A 21,202-nucleotide genomic window follows, 5' to 3' on the forward strand; every position below is an offset into this window, starting at 1 on the left:
CGCGAACGGCAACTGCGCCTCCGCCTCCCGCGGGTCCGGCCCGCCGGACGGCCGGGCCCGCGCGAGCAGCCGCCGCGCCGCGAACGCCGCCCCGCACCCGACGAGGAGCCCCGGCACCCCGCCGACCAGCACCCAGCCCGCCAGCAGCGCCCCGGCCGGCCCCGCCCAGGACAGCCCCGCTGCCCGGATCCCCGGCCCCCACCGCGGGCCCCGCCGCACCGGCCCGGCCCGGAAGAGCACCGCGGTCCTGCGCCGGACCGCCCGCCGCCCCAGCCGTGCCGCCGCCGCCGAGGCCGGCCACCACACCACCGCCGCCGCGCACAACGCCATCCCCAGCCTGTGGACCGCGGAGCCGTCCATCACCGCTCCCCCGCCCGCACGATGCGCCGGCACCACAGCAGCCCCAGCGTCTCCAGCAGCCCGCCCGCGAGCAGGCAGCCCCACCCCACCGGGGAGTGCAGCAGCACCCGCAGCGGGTCCGCGCCCAGCGCGGTGCCCATCAGCAGGCCCACCAGCGGCAGCAGCGCGAGCACCACCGTCGTGGACCTGGCCCCCGCCAGCTGGGCCCGCAGCGACTCCTCCCGGTCCCGCTCGGCCCGCAACGCCCCTTCCAGCCGGTCGAGTCCGGCCGCGAGGCCCGCACCCCCGTCCACCGAGACCCGCCAGCAGGCGGCCATCCCGGCCAGTCCCCGCGCACCCGGCTCCCGAGCCGCCTGGTGCAGGGCCCCGGCCACGTCCCCGCCGAACGCGGCGGCGGCCAGTACCCCCGTCTCCGCCGCCCCCGGACCGCCGGGACCGGCCGCCGTACGCCGTATCGCCACGGTCAGCGCCCTGCCCGGCTGGGCGCCGGCCCGCAGCTCCCCCACGACGGCCCCGCACAGCTCCACGACCCCCGCCGCGCGGGCGGCGCGCGCCCGCTCCCGCTCCCTGGCCCGCAGCCAGCGCCGCAGCAGCGGCACCGAGGCCGCGCCGAGCAGCAGCGGAATCACCGATCCGCCCGCCGCGGCGACCAGCACCCCGGCCGTCAGACCGGCCCACTCCCGCCACCGGGCGGCCCGTACGCGCAGCGCGGCCGCCAGCCGCTGCCCGGGCGCCGGACCGCCCGGAACCAGCGGCCCGCCCCCGGCCAGGACCAGCCGGGCCCGCCGGGGCCGCCGCTCACCCCCGGCCAGCCCCCAGGCCGCCGCCCCGGCGCAGAGCACCCCGGCGAACACCGGCACCGACCCGAGCGCCCCGGCGTTCACCGCGCACCCCCCAGCAGCGGGGCGAGCCGCGTCCAGCCGGCCTCCCGCACGAAGCCGCGCGGCCCCCACCGCAGCGCGGGCACGGTCACGACCAGCCCGGCCGGGTCCCGCTCCAGCACGTGCACCTCGGCCACACGCCGCCTCCCGGACCGGTCCCGGACCAGGTGGACCACCAGGGTCAGCGCGGCCGCCAGCTGGCTGTGCAGGGCGGCCCGGTCGAGCCCGGCGGCAGTCCCGAGGGCCTCCAGCCGGGCGGGCACGTGCGCCGCGGCATTGGCGTGCACCGTCCCGCAGCCCCCTTCGTGCCCGGTGTTCAGGGCGGCGAGGAGGTCGGCCACCTCCGCGCCCCGCACCTCGCCGACCACCAGCCGGTCGGGCCGCATCCGCAGGGCCTGGCGGACCAGGTCGGCGAGGGTGACCAGCCCGGCCCCCTCCTGGTTCGCGGGCCGGGTCTCCAGCCTCACCACATGGGGGTGGTCGGGGCGCAGCTCGGCGGAGTCCTCGGCGAGCACGATCCGCTCGCCCGGCCCGACCAGTCCGAGCAGGGCGCTGAGCAGGGTGGTCTTGCCCGTACCGGTCCCGCCGGAGACGAGGAACGACAGCCGGGCCTCGACCATCGCCCGCAGCAGCCGCTGTCCGCCGGGCGGCAGTGTCCCGGCGGCGACGAGCTCGTCCAGCGTGAACGCTTTGGGCCGCACCACGCGTAGCGACAGGCACGCCGATCCGACGGCCACGGGAGGCAGGACGGCGTGCAGCCGGGTGCCGTCGGGCAGCCGGGCGTCGACCCAGGGCCGGGCGTCGTCGAGCCGCCTCCCCGCGACGGCGGCGAGCCGCTGGGCCAGCCTGCGCACGGCTTCGGCGTCGGCGAAGGCCACCGGGGTCAGCTCCAGCCCGCCGCCCCGGTCCACCCACACCCGGTCGGGGGCGGCGACCAGCACGTCGGTGACGGCGGGGTCGGCGAGCAGCGGCTCCAGTGGGCCCGCGCCCACCAGCTCGGACCGCAACTCGGCGGCCACGCCCAGCACTTCCGCGTCCCCGAGGAGCCGCCCCTGGGCCCGCAGGGCCGCCGCGACCCGGGCGGGCGTGGGCTCGGCCCCGCTCTCGGCGAGGTGCTGGCGCACCGCGTCCAGCAGCACGGCGCTCATGCCGGCACCCCCTGGGCGGAGCCGAGCGCCCGCCGCCAGAAGCCGTCGCAGAAGCGGGCCAGCGTGCCCCGCGCACCCGGCGGTTCCCCCTCGGCGACCCTCCCCGGAAGTCCCACCTCGACCGGCACCTCCCCGGCGAGCGGGACCCCCAGCAGCCCCGCCACGGCTTCGGCGTCGAGCCCCTCGGGACAGCGGCCCCGCACGACGACGCGGACGTCCCGGGCCGCCATGCGCACCCCGGCGGCGACCCGCCCCGCCGCGGCCACCGACCGCAGCTCGCCCGGCACCACCAGCAGCACGAGGTCCAGCTGGGCCAGCACCTCCGCGACGGCCTCGTCCACCCGGCGGGGGAGGTCGACCACCACGACCCCGCCCCGCCTGCGGGCGGCGGCCACGACCGACCGCATCGCGGCGGGCGGCACGACCACCCGCTCCCCGCGGTCCCAGCTGAGCACCCGCAGCGCGTGCAGCTCGGGGAGGGACTCCTCCAGGGCCCCGGCGCCGACGCGGCCGCGTGAGGCGGCGAAGTCGGGCCACCGCAGCCCCTCGGCGCTCTCTCCGCCGAGCAGCACGTCCATGCCCCCGCCGAGCGGGTCGGCGTCGATGAGGATGGTGCGCTCGCCGCCCTTGGCCGCCCGGAGGGCGAGCGCGCAGGCGAGGGTGGAGGCCCCGGCCCCGCCGCTGCCGCCGATCACGCCGACGGCCAGGGCGGGCCGGCCGGCGCCTTCCGCCACATCGGCGATGCGGTCGACGAGCATGCTCTCGGCGTCGGGCAGGCGCAGGACCTCCTGGGCGCCGATCTCCACCGCCCGCTGCCACACGGAGGGGTCGTCGAGGTCCCGGCCGACGAGGAGCACCCCGTCCCGGCGCGGCGCCCCGCGCACCCGGCGGGCGGCGTCGTCCCCGACCAGCACCAGGGGCGCGGAGTCCCATCCCGCGGCCCCCGCCCCGTCCGCGGTCCGCTCCGGCACCCCGTGGTGCACGTGCGGCTCGGCACCCGCGGCGGCGCACAGCCGCAGCAGGTCGTCGAGGAGCAGAGGGTCCTCGGTGATGATCAGCGGCCGTCCGCCACCGGGCACGGCGCCCCCGGCGCGGCCGCGGTTCCCTCCCCCGCCCGCCACCACGGGTGCCTGCGCTTCACACGACTTCGATCCAGCCACGATCTCCGCCCCCTTCTCACTGCAAATCCACGAGCCGCGGACTTCGCGGCTGGAATCACGGTGGAGGGATCCGGAAAAAGAAGTGGATCTTGCTCGAAAACTGTGGACAAGAAGGCGCCTGTGAATAACTCCGCCACACCATCAGGTGAGTTCCGCAGCGCTGCGGAACCACTACGCAGCGTCACGAGTCTGGAGGGGTGCAGGCCTGCGTCAGGCGGGCCCATCGATGAGGGAGGGCCGTGATGATGGTCGCCGCGGACCGGATGGAGAGGACGCGAACCGCGTCCGGACATGCGACGACCCCCGCCGGGGGGGAGAGCGGGGGTCGTCCCCACGGTCCGACTCGGGGGGGGAGGAGCCAGACCGGGTTAGCACGGTCGCGAACGATCCGTGACTTCCATGGTGTACCCGAGAGCCCTCTCAGGCAAACCCACGCGCCACACCTTACGCCGAATGGTGGGCGCATATGCTCGGCTCGTGGAAAATCAGCCCTTGCCGCACTCGTTGCCTCGGACCGCCGCCTTCTTCGACCTGGACAAGACGGTCATTGCGAAGTCGAGCGCTCTGACGTTCAGCAAGTCCTTCTACCGGGGCGGCCTGATCAACCGCCGCGCCGTGCTGCGGACCGCCTACACCCAGTTCATCTTCCTGGCCGGCGGCGCCGACCACGACCAGATGGAGCGGATGCGGGAGTACCTGTCCGCCCTCTGCAAGGGGTGGAACGTCCAGCAGGTCCGGGAGATCGTCGCCGAAGCCCTGCACGACCTGATCGACCCGATCATCTACGACGAGGCCGCGTCCCTCATCGAGGCCCACCACACGGCCGGCCGCGACGTGGTGATCGTCTCCAGCTCCGGCGCCGAAGTCGTCGAGCCGATCGGCGAGATGCTCGGAGCGGACCGGATCGTCGCCACCCGCATGGTGGTCGGCGAGGACGGCTGCTTCACCGGGGAGATCGAGTACTACGCCTACGGCCCCACTAAGGCGGAGGCGATCCGGGAGCTCGCCGAGTCCGAGGGGTACGACCTCGCGCGGTGCTACGCGTACAGCGACTCGATCACCGACGTTCCGATGCTGGAGGCCGTGGGGCACCCGCACGCCGTCAATCCCGACCGCGCGCTGCGGCGCGAGGCCGTCGCGCGGGAGTGGCCGGTCCTGGTGTTCAACCGGCCGGTGCGGCTCAAGCAGCGACTGCCCGGGCTGTCGATGCCGGCGCGGCCCGCCCTCGTCGCGGCGGCGGCCGTCGGCGCGGCTGCCGCCACTGCCGGCCTCGTCTGGTACGCGAGCCGCCGGCGCGCGGGGACCTCCGCCGCCTCGGCCTGACCGGACCCTCCCGACCTGGGGCGATACAGACTGCCCGGTTCGCCCCGGGTCGCCCCGGAAAGTAAAGGAATCGGGCCAGGGGTTTCGCTCGGCACCGAAGCGGAGTACAAAGGAGTCACGGCCCGCGAGACCAAAGAACATCCGAGAGGATCATCTTTAAAACGCAGTAAGGCCCACGGACCGAAGCATGAACGCCGAGCACCCACGCGACGTCGACCCGTCGATTACGGGCCAGCCGCACCAGGCCAAGGGCAAAGTTCCCGGCCTGATGGGCAACCATCGAGGACGCTTGGTAACTGGGCGCGAATGCCAGCGGCGACACCAGAGCAAGACGGTGTCGCCGCAACCCTGTGCCCGGCCGAACGGCGCGCGCCCCGCGCCCGGCCGAGCCCACACGCCCGGCCGGGCCCACACGCCCGACCGGAGCGGCCTCAGGCCGCGCCGCGCTGGAGCGCCTCGCAGACCGCGGTCGACTCACGGACGCCGAGCTCGATCGCGCGGCCGCAGTGTCCGATCCACTCCGCCATCCCCTCCGCGGTCCCGGAGACGTACCCCTCGAAGGCCTTCAGGTAGGCCTCCGTCCCCTGCTCCGCGTGGCCGACCTCCGCCGGGCAGATCGCCTTCGGGTCCAGCCCGCTGTTGATCAGTACGATCCGCTCGGCCGCCCGCGCCACCAGCCCGTTGTACGAGGCGAAGGGCCGCAGGGCCAGCAGTTCCCCGTGCACCACCGCGGCCGTCACCAGCGCCGGAGCCGACCCGCCCGCGATGACCAGCCGGGACAGCCCGTCCAGCCGCCCCGCGACCTCCTCGGCGCCGGGGAGCGGCAGGTCCACCAGGGGCTCGTGCACCGGCTCGCCCGCCAGCCGCGGCCGGCCGACCACGTCGGCGGCCCCGTCGGCCGCCGGGGCCGCCACCCCGCACGCCACCAGGTGCAGGCGCGCCAGCACCCGCATCGGCGACTGGCGCCAGATGCTCAGCAGCTGCCCGGCCTCCGCCGTCAGCCGCAGCGCGGCGCCCACCGTGCGGGCCTCGTCCTCCGCCCCGAAGTCGGTCCGGCGGCGCACCTCCTCCAGGGCCCAGTCGGCACCGGACAGCGCCGCGCTGGCCCGGGCGCCGCGCAGGGCGGCCTCCGAGGTGATCTCGGTGCTGCGCCGGCGCATCACCCGGTGCCCGTAGACGCGGTCCACGGCCTTGCGTACGGAATCCACGGACTCCGCGACCCCCGGCAGGGATCCGAGGGCCGCCAGCGGGTCAGAAGCGCTACTCATAAGTAGGGAGCCTACGCACTGCGCACCCGTAGCACCGACCCCTCCTTGGAGTGGTCTTCTTCACTCACCTTGACCACCCCGCGCTACCGAGCCACTACCCTTGGTGAACATGAAGATCGCTTTCGTGGGAAAGGGCGGCAGCGGCAAGACGACGCTGTCCTCCCTCTTCATCCGCCACCTCGCAGCCAATGAAGCACCCGTCGTCGCGGTGGACGCCGACATCAACCAGCACCTCGGGGCCGCCCTCGGACTCACCGACGACGAAGCCGCCGCGCTGCCCGCCCTGGGCGCGCACCTGCCCCTGATCAAGGAGTACCTGCGCGGTTCCAACCCGCGCATCGCCTCGGCCGACAGCATGATCAAGACCACGCCGCCCGGCGCCGGCTCGCGCCTGCTGCGCATCACCGAGGACAACCCGGTCTACGAGGCCTGCGCGCGCACGCTGCCGCTCGACGACGGGGACTCCGTACGGCTGATGGCGACGGGCCCCTTCACCGAGTCCGACCTGGGCGTGGCCTGCTACCACTCGAAGGTCGGGGCGGTCGAGCTCTGCCTCAACCACCTGGTCGACGGCCCGGACGAGTACGTGGTCGTCGACATGACGGCCGGGTCCGACTCCTTCGCCTCCGGCATGTTCACCCGCTTCGACGTGACCTTCCTCGTCGCCGAGCCGACCCGCAAGGGCGTCTCGGTCTACCGCCAGTACAAGGAGTACGCCCGGGACTTCGGGGTGGTGCTCAAGGTGGTCGGCAACAAGGTGCAGGGACCGGAGGACATCGAGTTCCTCCAGGACGAGGTGGGCGAGGACCTGCTCGTCACCTTCGGGCACTCCGACTGGGTCCGCGCGATGGAGCGGGGCCGCCCGGCCGCGTTCGAACTGCTGGAGGCCAGCAACCGGCTCGCCCTCCAGGCGCTCCAGGACGCGGCGGAGGACTCCTACGCGCACCGCGACTGGAGCAGGTACACCGAGCAGATGGTGCACTTCCACCTGCGCAACGCCGAGAGCTGGGGGAACGCCAAGACCGGGGTCGACCTGGCGGAACAGGTCGACCCCGCCTTCGTCCTCCACGAGGCCCTGGTCAGCCCTCGTCCTGCTCCGCTGCCCGCTCCTCAGCCTGCTTGACCTTGTCCGCCCCCGGCGGGGCGGCCGGAGGTGCCGGCGGCCCCGCGGTGAGGAACTTCGTCCAGCCCTCCTTGGGCGCCTCGCCGACGTCGAGGGTGCGCATCCACTCCAGCGTCTTCGGGTTCTGCGCGTCCAGCCAGTCGGCCAGTTCGCGGAAGGGCACGCACCGCACCTCCGGCTTGGTGCACATGTCCTTGATGGACTCCTCGACGGCCCGCATGTAGGTGCCGCCGTTCCACGACTCGAAGTGGTTGCCGATGATCAGCGGTGCGCGGTTGCCCTGGTAGGCCCGGTCGAAGGCCTGCCGCAGGCCGTCGCGCATCTGGTCGCCCCAGTACTGGTGCTGTGCGGGGTCGCCCTGCGTGGTCGTACCGGACTGGTTGACCATGTAGTTGTAGTCCATGCTCAGCGTGTCGAAGGCGCGCCCGGGCATGGGCACCAGCTGGAGCGGCAGGTCCCAGAGCCCGTCCGTCTTCTTGGGCCAGATCTGCTTGCTGATGCCGCTGGAGTCGTAGCGGAACCCCATGTCCTTGGCCGCCAGCATGAAGTTCTTCTGGCCTTCGAGGCAGGGGGTGCGGGCTCCGATCAGCTCCTTGTCGTAGTCGAAGGGGAGCGGGGCCATGTTCTTCAGGCCCGCGTTCGTCTTCCAGTTCTTGACGAACGACTTGGCCTGGTTGATCTCGCTCTTCCACTCCGCCACCGACCAGGTGCCGACGCCTCCGTCGGGGCCGCAGAAGTGGCCGTTGAAGTGGGTGCCGATCTCGTTGCCCTCCAGCCAGGCGGCGCGGACCTGGGTGGCGGTGTCCTTGATGCCCTGGAGGTCGCCGAAGCCGATGTCGGACAGGCCCGGGGAGTGCTGCGGCGCGGTGTAGAGGGAACGCTTCTCCTCCGGCAGCAGGTACACCCCGCTGAGGAAGTACGTCATCCGGGCGTTGTACTGCTTGCCCACCTCGCGGAAGTGCGAGAAGAGCTTCTGGCTGTCCTCGCCCGCGCCGTCCCAGGAGAACACCACGAACTGCGGGGGCTTCTCACCGGGTTTCAGCTTCTTCGGCACCTGCACGTTCGACTGCGAGCCGGTGTAGGCCGTCGAGCCGTCGCCGATGAGGCGGTTGAGGCTGCCGGGAGCGTCCGGGGCGGCGGGACCCTTCTTCGCACTCTGGCCACCGGGCGCTCCGGGTTTCGCCGGCCCGGAACCGCTGCACCCGGCGGCGCACAGGACCAGGGCCGTGGCGACCAGGCCGCCGGCGATCTTCTTCGTGGCGGCGATCATCCGCACACCTCTCCCTCGCAGTTCCATCGCGGGACCTTTCGCGATGGAACGTCCCACGCGGTCGTGTTTTAGGAAGGTGTGACAAGCCAGACAAAATACTTATTCACCCTTGAGTGCTAATTCCTAGGCCATTTGCTCCCATTACCCACCACGACTCTTTACTCTCCATTACCATTCATTTACCGAGTGTTGAGACTCCCGCCGCTTCATCCCTCCTCAGAGGAGACGGGAACCCATGACAGCCACCACCCCAGCCACCACCCCGGAACCGACCCCGGCCTCGTCCCGAGCCTCGTCCCCGGCACCGGCCGGCCCCCAGAAGCGAAGTCCGCTCAAGGACCTCCCCGCGGACCTGTCCGCCTCCGCCGCCGTCTTCCTGATCGCCCTGCCGCTCTCCCTCGGCATCGCGCTCGCCACCGGAGCCCCGCTCCAGGCGGGGCTGGTGGCCGCGGCCGTGGGCGGGATCGTGGCCGGCCGGTTCGGCGGAGCCCCCCTCCAGGTGAGCGGTCCGGCCGCCGGACTCACCGTGGTCACCGCCGAGTTGATCCAGCGGTACGGCTGGCGCACCACCTGCGCCATCACCGTGCTCGCCGGCGTCTGCCAGCTCGGGCTCGCCCTCCTGCGGACCGCCCGGTCGGCGCTCATGGTGAGCCCGGCGATCGTGCACGGGATGCTCGCCGGCATCGGCGTGACCATCGCCCTGGCCCAGCTGCACATCGTGCTCGGCGGCAGTCCGCAGAGTTCCGCCGTGGCCAACGTCCTCGGGCTGCCCGCACAGTTGGCCGACCCCCATCCGGCGGCCCTCGGAGTGAGCGCGCTGACGCTGTGCGTCCTGCTGGGCTGGAGCAGGCTGCCCGGGCGGGCCGGCCGCGCCCTGCGCAAGGTGCCCGCCGCGCTCGCGGCCGTCGCCACCGCCACCGCCTTCGCGGCCCTGGCCGGGCTCACCCTCCCCCGGGTGGACCTGCCGTCCTGGCGCAGCCACGCGCTGCCCGAGATGCCCGAGGGGCCGGTGCTCGGCCTGATCGCCGCCGTCCTGACCATCACGCTGGTCGGCAGCGTGGAGTCCCTGCTGTCCTCGGTCGCCACCGACAAGCTGATCGCCGCCGAGCGCGGTACGGACAACCGCCCGCCCCGCGCCGACCTCGACCGCGAACTCCGCGGCCAGGGCGCGGCGAACATCGTCTCCGGGATGCTGGGCGGACTGCCCATCACGGGTGTGGCCGTGCGCAGCGTGGCCAATGTGAAGTCGGGTGCCGTCAGTCGGAAATCAGCCATGTTCCACGGGCTGTGGGTGGTGCTCGCGGCCGGGCTGCTCGTGCCCGTCCTCGACCTCATCCCGCTCGCGGCCCTGGCCGCCCTGGTCATGGCCGTCGGCGTGCAGATGGTCAGCATCACGCACCTGCGCACGGTCAGCCGGCACGGGGAGGTGCTGGTCTACGCGACGACCATCGTCGCGGTGGTGCTGGGCGGAGTACTGGAGGGCGTGGCCGTCGGAATCGCGGTCGCCGTCGCGCTGGCCCTGCGCCGGCTGGCCCGGACGCGGATCACGCTGACCGAGCTGGACGGAGTGCACCAGGTCTGCGCCAGCGGCCAGTTGACCTTCCTGGCCGTCCCCCGGCTGAGCCGGGTGCTGAGCCAGGTGCCTCACGGCGGACACGTGGTGGTCGAGCTGGACGGCTCGTTCATGGACCACGCCGCCTACGAGGCCCTGCAGGACTGGCAGAACTCGCATCTGGCGCACGGCGGTTCGCTGGAGCTCACCGGCCGCGGCGGGCGGGCCCTCGCGGGCACCGGCCCGGGCGCGGACACGGAAGCCGACGCGGACGCGGGCCGGGCCACGGCCCTGGACGCCGACTTCGGATCGGACGCGCCCGCACGCACCGCAGGGGACCCCGACGCGGATCCGGGCCCGGTCTCCGGCCCGGCCGCCGGCCCCGGCGCCTCCCCCGCCGGGCACGGCCGGACCGGCTCCAAGTCCGGTACGGGCGGCGGCCACCACCGGACCGACTCCGGGCGCGGGGCGCACCACTGCTGCCGGCCCTGGACGCCCTGGCAGAACCACTGCGACCACCGCGCGGCGCACGCCCCCGCCGACGCGGCGGGCCCCGGCGGCACGGTCGCGCGTACGATCCCCAGCGCGTCCGGAGCCCCGGCCGCCGAGACGGCGCCCCGCCGGCGCGGAGCCGGCCAACTGGCCAGCGGGATCAGCGCCTTCCAGCGGGACACCGCCCCGCACGTCCGGGACGAGCTGGCCCGGCTGGCCCGCGAGGGGCAGCGGCCTTCGCAGCTCTTCCTGACCTGCGCGGACTCCCGCCTGGTCACCAGCATGATCACGGCGAGCGGTCCGGGTGACCTCTTCACCGTCCGCAACGTGGGCAACCTCGTCCCGCTGCCCGGTGCCGAGGCCACCGACGACTCGGTCGCCGCGGCCATCGAGTACGCCGTGGACGTGCTCAAGGTCGCCAGCATCACGGTGTGCGGACACTCGGGGTGCGGGGCCATGCAGGCCCTGCTGAACTCCCACCCGGAAGCGCCGGCGACCCCGCTGACCCGCTGGCTGCGGCACGGCCTGCCCAGCCTGAAGCGGATGGGCAGCCGGCACCACGCCTGGGCCCGGATCTCCGGGCGGCTCCCGGCGGACGCCGTGGAACAGCTCTGCCTGACCAACGTGGTGCAGCAGCTGGAGCACCTGCGGGCCCACGAATCGGTGGCCCGAAGGCTCGCCGAGGGCACGCTGGAGCTGCACGGGATGTACTTCCACGTGGGTGAGGCGCAGGCCTATCTGCTGTCCGAGGGAGAGGACTTCTTCGACTGTCGGGTTTTCGACAGCGTCGGCCAGAGTGTGTGATCCACGTCCGGCTTGAACCGATAGCCTCCCGTATCCGTGCAAGCTGTTGGCCCCTTCCCGCACCCTGCAGCGGGAAGGGGCCATTCGTACGCCGTGGACGTGCTCCCGGACCTGCGCCGCGACCCTCCCGGTCGTGATATAGGTCTAAACCAATTTTCGGCTACCCCTTGTCACCTGGGCATCCGACTGATGAGCTATGCCCGGAGACACAGCTATGCCCGGGGACAACGGAAACTCTGGGAAAGGGAGATGTCGTGAGCACTGACAGCCTGGCCAACCTGCTCAAGGAAGAGCGGCGGTTCGCACCGCCCGCCGATCTGGCCGCCGCCGCCAACGTGACCGAGGCGGCGTACGCACAGGCCGACGCGGACCGGCTGGGCTTCTGGGCCGAGCAGGCACGCCGGCTGAGCTGGGACACCGAGCCCACCCAGACGCTCGACTGGAGCAACCCGCCCTTCGCCAAGTGGTTCGCCGACGGCAAGCTCAACGTCGCGTACAACTGCGTGGACCGGCACGTGGAGGCCGGCAACGGCGACCGCGTCGCCCTCCACTTCGAGGGCGAGCCCGGCGACAGCCGCTCGATCACCTACGCCCAGCTCAAGGACGAGGTGTCCCAGGCCGCCAACGCCCTCACCGAGCTCGGTGTCCGGGCGGGCGACCGGGTCGCCGTCTACCTGCCGATGATCCCCGAGGCGGTCGTCGCGATGCTCGCGTGCGCCCGCGTCGGCGCCGCGCACTCGGTGGTCTTCGGCGGCTTCTCCGCCGACGCCGTCGCCTCCCGCATCCAGGACGCCGACGCCAAGCTGGTGATCACCGCCGACGGCGGCTACCGCCGCGGCAAGCCCAGCGCCCTCAAGCCGGCCATCGACGAGGCCGTCACCAAGTGCCCGCAGGTCGAGCACGTCCTCGTCGTGCGCCGCACCGGCCAGGACACCGCCTTCACCGAGGGCCGCGACGTCTGGTGGCACGACCTGGTCGGCCGCCAGTCCACGGAGCACACCCCGCAGGCCTTCGACGCCGAGCACCCGCTGTTCATCCTCTACACCTCGGGCACCACGGGTAAGCCGAAGGGCATCCTGCACACCTCGGGCGGCTACCTCACCCAGGCCTCGTACACCCACCACGCCGTCTTCGACCTCAAGCCGGAGACCGACGTCTACTGGTGCACCGCCGACATCGGCTGGGTGACCGGGCACTCGTACATCGTCTACGGCCCGCTCGCCAACGGCGCCACCCAGGTCATGTACGAGGGCACGCCGGACACCCCGCACCAGGGCCGGTTCTGGGAGGTCGTGCAGAAGTACGGCGTCACCATCCTCTACACCGCTCCCACGGCGATCCGTACGTTCATGAAGTGGGGCGACGACATCCCCGCGAAGTTCGACCTGTCGAGCCTGCGCGTACTGGGCTCGGTCGGCGAGCCGATCAACCCCGAGGCCTGGATCTGGTACCGCAAGCACATCGGCGGCGACCGCTGCCCGATCGTGGACACGTGGTGGCAGACCGAGACCGGCGCCATGATGATCTCCCCGCTGCCGGGCGTCACCGCGACCAAGCCCGGCTCGGCGCAGCGCGCGCTGCCCGGCATCTCGGCCACCGTCGTGGACGACGAGGCCCACGAGGTCCCCAACGGCGGTGGCGGCTACCTGGTCCTCACCGAGCCGTGGCCGTCGATGCTGCGCACCATCTGGGGTGACGACCAGCGGTTCATCGACACCTACTGGTCGCGCTTCGAGGGCAAGTACTTCGCGGGCGACGGCGCCAAGAAGGACGACGACGGCGACATCTGGCTGCTCGGCCGGGTCGACGACGTCATGCTCGTCTCGGGCCACAACATCTCCACGACCGAGGTCGAGTCGGCGCTCGTCTCGCACCCCTCCGTCGCCGAGGCGGCGGTGGTCGGCGCGGCCGACGAGACGACGGGCCAGGCCATCGTGGCCTTCGTGATCCTGCGCGGCACCGCCTCGGAGACCGAGGGCCTGGTCGCCGAGCTGCGCAACCACGTCGGCGCCACCCTCGGCCCGATCGCGAAGCCCAAGCGCATCCTGCCGGTGGCGGAGCTCCCGAAGACCCGCTCCGGCAAGATCATGCGCCGTCTGCTGCGCGACGTGGCGGAGAACCGCGCGGTCGGCGACGTCACCACGCTGGCCGATTCCTCGGTGATGGACCTGATCCAGACGAAGCTGCCCAGCTCCTCCGACGAGGACTGAGGTCCGGCCGGCCGCGGGCCGTCCGAGCCCTGGGGGGCGTCCGGCGCACAACGCGCCGGGCGCCCTCCGCGCGTTTAAGGTGAAGATCACCCGATACGACTGAACGGGCCCCGTAAAAGACGGACCCTGTAAAGTATGAAAAGCGTCAAGATGTGACGCTCGAAGTCTCAGGGTGCGCCGGGAAGTCTGGTCGGCAACTGCATGTGTCATGCCGTCGACCGACCGGAGGGCCCTCCGTGGCAACGCCCACCCCCCGCCACAAACTGCTCGGCCGCCTCTCCCTGCCCGAGCGGCGCTTCGTCGCGGACGCCCTGCGCACGGAGACCGTCGGCGGTGTGCTGCTGCTGGTGGCCGCGATCGCCGCCCTCATGTGGGCGAACATCCCCGCCGTCTCGGCGAGCTTCGACACCGTCCGGTCCTTCCACATGGGTCCCGCCGCCCTCGGCCTGGACCTCTCCCTCCAGCACTGGGCGGCCGACGGACTCCTCGCGGTCTTCTTCTTCGTCGCCGGCATCGAGCTCAAACGCGAACTCGTCGCGGGCGAACTGCGCGACCCCAAGGCGGCCGCCCTCCCGGTGATCGCCGCGATATGCGGCATGGCGGTCCCCGCGCTCGTCTACCTGCTGGTCAACACCCTGGGCAACGGATCCACCTCCGGCTGGGCCGTCCCGACCGCCACCGACATCGCGTTCGCCCTCGCCGTCCTCGCGGTCATCGGCACCTCACTGCCCTCCGCGCTGCGCGCCTTCCTGCTGACCCTGGCCGTGGTCGACGACCTGTTCGCCATCCTGATCATCGCGGTGTTCTTCACCAGCGACCTGAACTTCGCGGCCCTCGGCGGCGCCGTCGCGGGCCTGGTCCTCTTCTGGTTCCTGCTGCGCGCCGGAGTCCGCGGCTGGTACGTCTACGTCCCCCTCGCCCTGGTCATCTGGGGCCTGATGTACAACAGCGGCGTCCACGCCACCATCGCCGGCGTGGCCATGGGCCTGATGCTCCGCTGCACCCGCCAGGACGGCGAGGAACACTCCCCCGGCGAGCACATCGAGCACCTCGTGCGCCCCGTGTCCGCCGGACTGGCGGTTCCGCTCTTCGCCCTCTTCTCCGCCGGGGTCTCCCTTTCGGACGAATCCATCGCACAGGTCTTCACCCGCCCCGAGACCCTCGGCGTGGTGCTCGGCCTCGTCGTCGGCAAGGCCGTCGGCATCTTCGGCGGCACCTGGCTGGCCGCCCGCTTCACCCGGGCCGAGCTGAACGAGGACCTCGCCTGGCCCGACGTGCTCGCCGTGGCCTCGCTCGCCGGCATCGGCTTCACCGTCTCCCTGCTGATCGGCGAACTCGCCTTCGCCGGCGACGAGGTCCTCACCGACGAGGTCAAGGCCGCCGTACTCATCGGCTCCCTCGTCGCGGCGATCGTCGCGAGCGTGATGCTCAAGCTCCGCAACCGCAAGTACCGGGCCCTGACCGAGGCCGAGGAGCGCGACGAGGACCTCGACGGGATCCCCGACATCTACGAGCAGGACAACCCGGACTACCACCTGCGGATGGCGCGGATCCACGAGGAGAAGGCCGCCGAACACCGCCGCAGGGCCGAGGCCGCAGCCCTCGCGCGGGGCTCGGACACGGCCCAGGCCGCCGGAGAAGCGGCGGGCGGGTCCAGCGCCCGCGCCGACCGTCCGGCATGATCTGAGGGACGACGGAGGACAGCCGCCGGCAGACGACGACAGAGGGAGACAGAGATGAGCGCAGTGGACCAAGGGGCTCCGGGAGCCGAGCGCACACTCGGCCAGCTGGTCGCCGCGGCCACCGCCGAGATGTCCGCCCTGGTGCACGACGAGATCGCCCTCGCCAAGGTCGAGATCAAGCAGGACGTCAAGCGCGCGGGCATCGGCAGCGGTGCCGCCATCGCGGCCGGCGTGCTCGTGCTCTTCTCCCTCCCCGTACTGAGTTTCGCCGCGGCCTACGGCATCCACAACCTCGGTCTCGGGCTGGCCTGGTCCTTCCTCATCGTCGGCGGCGCGTTCTGGCTGCTCGCGGGCCTCATCGGGCTCCTGGCGGTGGCGAAGTTCAAGAAGATCAAGCCGCCGGTGAAGACCATGGACTCCGTCAAGCAGACCGCCGCGCTGGTGGGAACCGTCAAGCCGCACCCGCGGCCGGTGAGTGACCAGGCTGTGGGTGTGGCACGCTCGTCCTCATGACAGCGCCCTCGGCCGACTCCGGCAATCCGCCCACCGCCGCCACGGCGGTACGGCTCGACCTGCCCGGCGGGCGGGCGGTGACGCACCGGGACGTCGCCGCCAACGGCGCCCGCTTCCACGTCGCGGAGGTCGGTGACGGGCCGCTGGTGCTGCTGCTGCACGGCTTCCCGCAGTTCTGGTGGACCTGGCGGCACCAGCTGACCGCCCTCGCGGACGCCGGGTACCGGGCGGTGGCCATGGACCTGCGCGGGGTGGGCGGCAGCGACCGCACCCCGCGCGGCTACGACCCCGCGAACCTGGCCCTCGACATCACCGGGGTCATCCGCTCCCTCGGCGAGCCGGACGCCGCCCTCGTCGGACACGACCTGGGCGGCTACCTCGCCTGGACGGCGGCCGTGATGCGGCCCAAGCTGGTGCGCCGGCTGGTCGTCTCCTCCATGCCGCACCCGCGTCGCTGGCGCTCGGCGATGATGGCCGACTTCGGCCAGACCCGGGCCAGTTCCCACATCTGGGGGTTCCAGCGGCCGTTCGTCCCCGAACGGCAGCTCGTCGCCGACGACGGGGCCCTCGTCGCGGAGCTGATCCGCGACTGGTCCGGGCCGCTGCTCCCGGAAGACGCCGATCTGGACGTGTACCGGCGGGCGATGTGCATCCCGTCCACCGCGCACTGCTCGATCGAGCCCTACCGCTGGATGATGCGGTCGATGGCCCGCCCGGACGGACTCCAGTTCTACCGCCGGATGAAGCGGCCCGTACGGGTGCCCACGCTGCACCTGCACGGCTCGCTGGACCCGGTGATGCGCACCCGCAGCTCCGCCGGATCGGGGGAGTACGTCGAAGCCCCGTACCGCTGGCGGCTCTTCGACGGCCTGGGGCACTTCCCGCACGAGGAGGACCCGGACGGCTTCACCACCGAGCTGCTGAACTGGCTCAAGGACCCCGAACCCGACCGCTGACGGATCGTCGCAGAAGCGCGGTGCCATACCGCCTGACGGACCGTCCGGCGACTCGTACGGTGGTCCTACGGTCTTTCAATTGCCCGGCGCATAGGCCAATTGGCCGCCCCGGACGGGATTACGGACCTTGGACCCCGGGCACAGCTCGTTGTATGGGCTGGACGCACGACCACGGTGACACCGCACGCGAACGCCGCTCGGCCAGGGTGCCGGGCACGCACGACAGGACCGGCCGGGACGGCCACGACCCCCGGCTCGGGATTCCGCGCATCCTCCGCCGCCGCGCCCGCTGGGTCTCGGCGCGGCTGCGCCATCCACGCATGTAGGACCCCGTCCAGGGACGGGCCCGTCGGCCGGTACGCGCCCCGCGTACCGGCGGGTCAGAGGGCGCAGCCCTGGGTGTCCGCGCGGCGTTCGGCGGTCTTTCCGATGCGGATGTCGTCGCGGATCTCGTCCGCCGTCAGGGCGTAGCCGGTGTTCGGGTCGTCGAGCGACTTCGCGAAGACGACCCCGTACACCTTGCCCTCGGGCGTCAGCAGCGGGCCGCCGGAGTTGCCCTGGCGGACGGTCGCGTACAGCGAGTACACGTCACGGCGGACGGTGCCCCGGTGGTAGATGTCCGGGCCGTTGGCGTTGATCCGGCCGCGGACACGGGCCGCGCGGACGTCGTAGGCGCCGTTCTCCGGGAAGCCGGCGACGATCGCGTCGCTGCTGCTCGTCGCGTCCTTGTCGGTGAACTCCAGCGCGGGGGCCTTCAGCTTGGGCACGTCCAGGACGGCGATGTCGCGCTCCCAGTCGTAGAGCACGACCTTGCCGTCGTAGAGCTTGCCCTCGCCGCCGATCTGCACGGTCGGCTCGACGACCCCGCCGACGACGTGGGCGTTGGTCATGACCTTGCCCGGGGCGAAGACGAAGCCGGTGCCCTCCAGGACCTTGCTGCAGCTGGGCGCGGTGCCGACGACCTTCACGATCGAGAGCTTGGCCTGCTGGGCGACCCCGCTGCGGGCGAGGGCCGGGTCGGGCGCCTTCACCTCGGTGATCGGCTCGTTCGAGAACGGGCTGAAGACCTGCGGGAAGCCGTTGCGGGCGAGGGTGGAGCTGAAGTCCGAGAACCAGGTGTTCGCCTGGGCGGGCAGCACCCGCGACACGCCGAGGAGCACCTTGGAGTTGCGCACCTCCTTGCCCAGGGTGGGCAGCGAGGTACCGGCCAGCGCCGAGCCGATCAGCCAGGCCACGAGCAGCATGGCGACGACGTTGACCAGGGCGCCGCCGGTCGCGTCGAGCGCGCGGGCCGGCGACCAGGTGATGTGGCGTCTGAGCCGGTTGCCCAGGTGGGTGGTCAGCGCCTGGCCGATCGAGGCGCAGATGATGATGACCACGACCGCGATCACCACCACGGTGGTGGACACCTGGGTGCCGTTGTCGGTCACGCGGTCCCAGATCAGGGGCAGCAGGGACACGGCGATGAGGCCACCGCCCAGGAAGCCGATCACCGACAGGATGCCGACGACGAACCCCTGGCGGTAGCCGACGATCGCGAACCACACGGCGGCGACCAGCAACAGGATGTCCAGCACGTTCACGTGGGCCACCGTCTCATGCGTGCCAGTCGAGCGGGACGTGACGTGAGCGGTCCCACGGTCGCTCCCAGCCCGAGAAGTGCAGGATCCGGTCGATGACGCCGGCGGTGAAACCCCAGACCAGGGCCGATTCCACGGTGAATCCGGGCCCTTCGTGCCCGCGCGGGTGGACCACGGTGACCCGGTGGGCGGGGTCCGTGAGATCCGCCACGGGCACCGTGAAGACCCGGGCCGTCTCCGCCGGGTCCACCGCGCCGACCGGCGAGGGCTCGCGCCACCAGCCGAGCACCGGGGTCACCACGAACTCGCTGACCGGGATGTAGAGGCGCGGCAGCACCCCGAAGAGCTGGACGCCGGAGGGATCCAGCCCGGTCTCCTCCTCCGCCTCGCGCAGGGCGGCGCGCAGCGGGCCGGTGGTGTGCGGGTCGCCGTCCTCCGGGTCGAGGGCGCCACCGGGGAAGGAGGGCTGCCCGGCGTGCGAGCGGAGGCTGCCCGCGCGCTCCTGGAGGAGCAGCTCGGGGCCGCGCGGGCCCTCGCCGAAGAGGATCAGCACGGCGGACTGGCGGCCCCGGCCGTCCTCCGGGGGCAGGAATCGGCTGAGCTGGCGCGGCTGGACGCTCCGGGCGGCCGCCACGACGGGTTCGAGCCAGGAGGGCAGGCCGGCCGTCGTGAGGGCCAGGCCGTCCCCCTCGCGGGCCGCTGCCGTCGTCTCGTCCTGCGTACCGCGCGTCATGGGCACCCCTGTCCGCGTTCCTCTTGTCGGCTTTCCTCTGGCAACACCGTCTCCCACACCGCTGAACGCGGTCCGGTTCCCGATTCGTTCCGGCGGGGGCGCGGGGGCCGGGGGCCGCGCGCCCCCAGCGCGCCCCGCCGCCACCCACCGCGCCCCACACCCCGCGCTCAGGGCTCCGTACGGGCTCCCAGCGGCGGCGCGGGGAGACCCGGGTAGTCCGGGGGCGGGCTCAGGCGCTGGCCCGGCTGGCCGCCCTTCTCGTACTTCAGGAGCTTCTTCGCCTTCTCCGGGTCCGTCTCGCCCTCCCCGTAGGCCGGGCAGAGCGGGGCGATGGGGCAGGCGCCGCAGGCGGGCTTGCGGGCGTGGCAGATGCGGCGGCCGTGGAAGACGACGCGGTGGGACAGCATCGTCCACTCGCTCTTGGGGAAGATCGCGCAGATCTCCGCCTCGACCTTCTCCGGGTCCTCCTGCTCGGTCCACTTGAAGCGGCGCACCAGCCGGCCGAAGTGGGTGTCGACGGTGATCCCGGGGACGCCGAAGGCGTTGCCGAGGACCACGTTGGCCGTCTTGCGGCCGACTCCGGGCAGGGTGACGAGGTCCTCGATCCGGCCCGGGACCTCGCCGCCGAAGTCGTCCCGCAGCGCCTTCGAGAGGCCGAGCAGGGACTTCGCCTTCGCCCGGAAGAACCCGGTCGGCCGGATGATCTCCTCCAGCTCCTCGGGCACGGCCTCGGCCATGTCCTCGGGGGTCGGATAGGCGGCGAAGAGGGCCGGGGTCGTCTGGTTCACGCGCAGGTCGGTCGTCTGCGCGGAGAGGACCGTCGCGACCAGCAGCTCGAAGGGATTGCGGAAATCCAGCTCCGGATGGGCGTACGGGTACACCTCCGCGAGCTCGCGGTTGATGCGCCGGGCCCGGCGGACCATCGCGAGACGGGATTCCGGCTTCGCCGCCGCCGGTTTCTTGGCCGAACCTTTGCCCAACGGGACAGGTCGCACCTTTTCGGACGCCTCCAGGGAGGCTTGTTCGCCCACGGCTGAATTCCGGGTCTCTGTCACTCCTGCGGACCCCTTGGCCTGTGCTCTCACCGGCTTATTGGACACCCGGCCAGCCTAAGGCCGGCCGCCGACACCCGCCCGGACCTCAGGTAACACCACCCCGATCGGCCTCTCGCCGCACAGCACGCCCATCCGTCCGGCATCCTTGTGATTGATCGCACTGTTTGAGCCGTCCGGCAAAATGGGGAGCGGTCCCCACTGGCTGGTCGACATAGGAGAGAGACTCGTGGACGACGTTCTGCGGCGCGCCCCGCTCTTCGCGGCGCTCGATGACGAGCAGGCCGCGGAGCTCCGCGCCTCCATGGCCGAGGTGACCCTCGCGCGCGGCGACGCCCTGTTCCACGAGGGCGACCCCGGCGACCGGCTGTACGTCGTGACCGAGGGCAAGGTGAAGCTCCACCGCACCTCCCCCGACGGCCGCGAGAACATGCTGGCCGTCCTCGGTCCCGGCGAGCTGATCGGCGAGCTGTCGCTCTTCGACCCGGGCCCCCGCACCGCCACCGCCACCGCGCTGACCGAGGTCAAGCTCCTCGGCCTCGGCCACGGTGACCTCCAGCCGTGGCTGAACGCCCGGCCCGAGGTCGCGACCGCGCTGCTGCGCGCCGTCGCCCGGCGCCTGCGCAAGACCAACGACCAGATGTCCGACCTGGTCTTCTCCGACGTTCCCGGCCGTGTCGCCCGGGCGCTCCTCGACCTGTCGCGCCGCTTCGGCGTGCAGTCGGAGGAGGGCATCCACGTCGTCCACGACCTCACCCAGGAGGAGCTGGCGCAGCTCGTCGGTGCCTCCCGCGAGACCGTGAACAAGGCCCTGGCCGACTTCGCGGGCCGCGGCTGGCTGCGCCTGGAGGCGCGTGCCGTGATCCTGCTGGACGTGGAGCGGCTCGCCAAGCGCTCTCGCTGACCGCCTGAGGCAGTCTTCGCGGAGGGTATATATATATATATATATATATATATATATATATATATATATATATATATATATATATATATATATATATATATATATATATATATATATATATATATATATATATATATATATATATATATATATATATATATATATATATATATATATATATATATATATAT

General features: G+C 72.1%; 16 protein-coding genes and 1 pseudogene. 8 read left to right on the top strand and 9 right to left on the bottom strand.

Annotation, left to right across the window (positions count from 1 at the left end; translation table 11 throughout):
- From SSNG_RS42135 to ssd, 4 genes and pseudogenes are all read right to left on the bottom strand, one after another.
- A pseudogene (locus SSNG_RS42135) lies at positions 1-360 on the bottom strand (hypothetical protein); the annotation flags it as partial.
- Positions 360-1,244 carry a type II secretion system F family protein gene (locus SSNG_RS16260; protein ID WP_042801135.1) on the bottom strand — a complete coding sequence of 295 codons (885 nt, stop codon included), beginning with the start codon at positions 1,242-1,244 and terminating at the stop codon, positions 360-362. The pseudogene SSNG_RS42135 and the gene SSNG_RS16260, both read right to left, overlap by 1 nt.
- Positions 1,241-2,389 carry a TadA family conjugal transfer-associated ATPase gene (locus SSNG_RS16265; protein WP_007264945.1) on the bottom strand — a complete coding sequence of 383 codons (1,149 nt, stop codon included), beginning with the start codon at positions 2,387-2,389 and terminating at the stop codon, positions 1,241-1,243. The genes SSNG_RS16260 and SSNG_RS16265 overlap by 4 nt, the downstream gene beginning before the upstream one ends.
- The gene (gene ssd / locus SSNG_RS16270; protein ID WP_241695239.1) at positions 2,386-3,510 is read right to left on the bottom strand and encodes a septum site-determining protein Ssd; all 1,125 of its coding nucleotides are present in this window, start codon (positions 3,508-3,510) and stop codon (positions 2,386-2,388) included. The genes SSNG_RS16265 and ssd overlap by 4 nt, the downstream gene beginning before the upstream one ends.
- A gap of 492 nt (positions 3,511-4,002) precedes the next feature.
- Here ssd and SSNG_RS16275 point away from each other — a divergent pair, with 492 nt between their 5' ends.
- Positions 4,003-4,872, top strand: coding sequence for an HAD-IB family hydrolase (locus SSNG_RS16275; protein ID WP_042801137.1), 870 nt, complete (start codon positions 4,003-4,005; stop codon positions 4,870-4,872).
- A gap of 431 nt (positions 4,873-5,303) precedes the next feature.
- On the opposite strand, the gene SSNG_RS16280 is transcribed toward SSNG_RS16275, so the two are convergent.
- Positions 5,304-6,140 (bottom strand): hypothetical protein, encoded by an 837-nt coding sequence (locus SSNG_RS16280; RefSeq protein WP_007264948.1) that lies wholly within the window; start codon positions 6,138-6,140, stop codon positions 5,304-5,306.
- Between the two features lie 109 nt (positions 6,141-6,249).
- Here SSNG_RS16280 and SSNG_RS16285 point away from each other — a divergent pair, with 109 nt between their 5' ends.
- Positions 6,250-7,263, top strand: a complete 1,014-nt coding sequence (locus SSNG_RS16285) for an ATP-binding protein (RefSeq protein ID WP_042803619.1) — start codon at positions 6,250-6,252, stop codon at positions 7,261-7,263.
- Here SSNG_RS16285 and SSNG_RS16290 read toward each other — a convergent pair.
- On the bottom strand, positions 7,220-8,533 hold the full coding sequence (locus SSNG_RS16290) for a lipoprotein (RefSeq protein ID WP_042801139.1): 1,314 nt from the start codon (positions 8,531-8,533) through the stop codon (positions 7,220-7,222). The two genes, SSNG_RS16285 and SSNG_RS16290, sit on opposite strands and share 44 nt — an antisense overlap.
- A 235-nt stretch (positions 8,534-8,768) precedes the next feature.
- On the opposite strand from SSNG_RS16290, the gene SSNG_RS16295 reads away from it, so the two are divergent.
- From SSNG_RS16295 to SSNG_RS16315, 5 genes are all read left to right on the top strand, one after another.
- Positions 8,769-11,381 carry a SulP family inorganic anion transporter gene (locus SSNG_RS16295; protein ID WP_007264951.1) on the top strand — a complete coding sequence of 871 codons (2,613 nt, stop codon included), beginning with the start codon at positions 8,769-8,771 and terminating at the stop codon, positions 11,379-11,381.
- A gap of 254 nt (positions 11,382-11,635) precedes the next feature.
- On the top strand, positions 11,636-13,591 hold the full coding sequence (acs, locus tag SSNG_RS16300) for an acetate--CoA ligase (protein WP_007264952.1): 1,956 nt from the start codon (positions 11,636-11,638) through the stop codon (positions 13,589-13,591).
- A gap of 236 nt (positions 13,592-13,827) precedes the next feature.
- On the top strand, positions 13,828-15,273 hold the full coding sequence (nhaA, locus tag SSNG_RS16305; protein ID WP_007264953.1) for a Na+/H+ antiporter NhaA: 1,446 nt from the start codon (positions 13,828-13,830) through the stop codon (positions 15,271-15,273).
- A 54-nt stretch (positions 15,274-15,327) separates the two neighbouring features.
- Positions 15,328-15,786, top strand: coding sequence for a phage holin family protein (locus SSNG_RS16310; protein WP_007264954.1), 459 nt, complete (start codon positions 15,328-15,330; stop codon positions 15,784-15,786).
- Positions 15,783-16,742: an alpha/beta hydrolase gene (locus SSNG_RS16315; RefSeq protein WP_007264955.1), complete on the top strand. Its 960-nt coding sequence runs from the start codon at positions 15,783-15,785 to the stop codon at positions 16,740-16,742. The genes SSNG_RS16310 and SSNG_RS16315 overlap by 4 nt, the downstream gene beginning before the upstream one ends.
- A 380-nt stretch (positions 16,743-17,122) precedes the next feature.
- Here SSNG_RS16315 and SSNG_RS16320 read toward each other — a convergent pair whose 3' ends face one another.
- The 3 genes from SSNG_RS16320 to nth form a co-directional block, all read right to left on the bottom strand.
- The gene (locus tag SSNG_RS16320) at positions 17,123-18,325 is read right to left on the bottom strand and encodes a MarP family serine protease (RefSeq protein WP_042803621.1); all 1,203 of its coding nucleotides are present in this window, start codon (positions 18,323-18,325) and stop codon (positions 17,123-17,125) included.
- 13 nt (positions 18,326-18,338) lie between these two features.
- Entirely contained in the window at positions 18,339-19,055 is a 717-nt protein-coding gene (locus SSNG_RS16325) for a CoA pyrophosphatase (RefSeq protein ID WP_206731300.1), read from the bottom strand.
- 167 nt (positions 19,056-19,222) lie between these two features.
- The gene (nth, locus tag SSNG_RS16330) at positions 19,223-19,978 is read right to left on the bottom strand and encodes an endonuclease III (RefSeq protein ID WP_042801141.1); all 756 of its coding nucleotides are present in this window, start codon (positions 19,976-19,978) and stop codon (positions 19,223-19,225) included.
- A gap of 358 nt (positions 19,979-20,336) precedes the next feature.
- Here nth and SSNG_RS16335 point away from each other — a divergent pair, with 358 nt between their 5' ends.
- Entirely contained in the window at positions 20,337-21,011 is a 675-nt protein-coding gene (locus SSNG_RS16335) for a Crp/Fnr family transcriptional regulator (RefSeq protein ID WP_007264960.1), read from the top strand.
- The last annotated feature ends 191 nt before the right edge of the window (positions 21,012-21,202 follow it).

Origin of the sequence: Streptomyces sp. C (assembly GCF_000158895.1) — a bacterium.
GTDB classification, from domain to species: Bacteria; Actinomycetota; Actinomycetes; order Streptomycetales; family Streptomycetaceae; genus Streptomyces; species Streptomyces racemochromogenes.

Coding starts and splice junctions, on each gene's coding strand:
- SSNG_RS16265 (WP_007264945.1), bottom strand. CDS start 2,389: ATGAGCGCCGTGCTGCTGGACGCGGTGCGCCAGCACCTCGCCGAGAGC.
- SSNG_RS16275 (WP_042801137.1), top strand. CDS start 4,003: ATGGTGGGCGCATATGCTCGGCTCGTGGAAAATCAGCCCTTGCCGCAC.
- SSNG_RS16280 (WP_007264948.1), bottom strand. CDS start 6,140: ATGAGTAGCGCTTCTGACCCGCTGGCGGCCCTCGGATCCCTGCCGGGG.
- SSNG_RS16285 (WP_042803619.1), top strand. CDS start 6,250: ATGAAGATCGCTTTCGTGGGAAAGGGCGGCAGCGGCAAGACGACGCTG.
- SSNG_RS16290 (WP_042801139.1), bottom strand. CDS start 8,533: ATGATCGCCGCCACGAAGAAGATCGCCGGCGGCCTGGTCGCCACGGCC.
- SSNG_RS16295 (WP_007264951.1), top strand. CDS start 8,769: ATGACAGCCACCACCCCAGCCACCACCCCGGAACCGACCCCGGCCTCG.
- SSNG_RS16310 (WP_007264954.1), top strand. CDS start 15,328: ATGAGCGCAGTGGACCAAGGGGCTCCGGGAGCCGAGCGCACACTCGGC.
- SSNG_RS16315 (WP_007264955.1), top strand. CDS start 15,783: ATGACAGCGCCCTCGGCCGACTCCGGCAATCCGCCCACCGCCGCCACG.
- SSNG_RS16325 (WP_206731300.1), bottom strand. CDS start 19,055: ATGACGCGCGGTACGCAGGACGAGACGACGGCAGCGGCCCGCGAGGGG.
- nth (WP_042801141.1), bottom strand. CDS start 19,978: ATGGTCCGCCGGGCCCGGCGCATCAACCGCGAGCTCGCGGAGGTGTAC.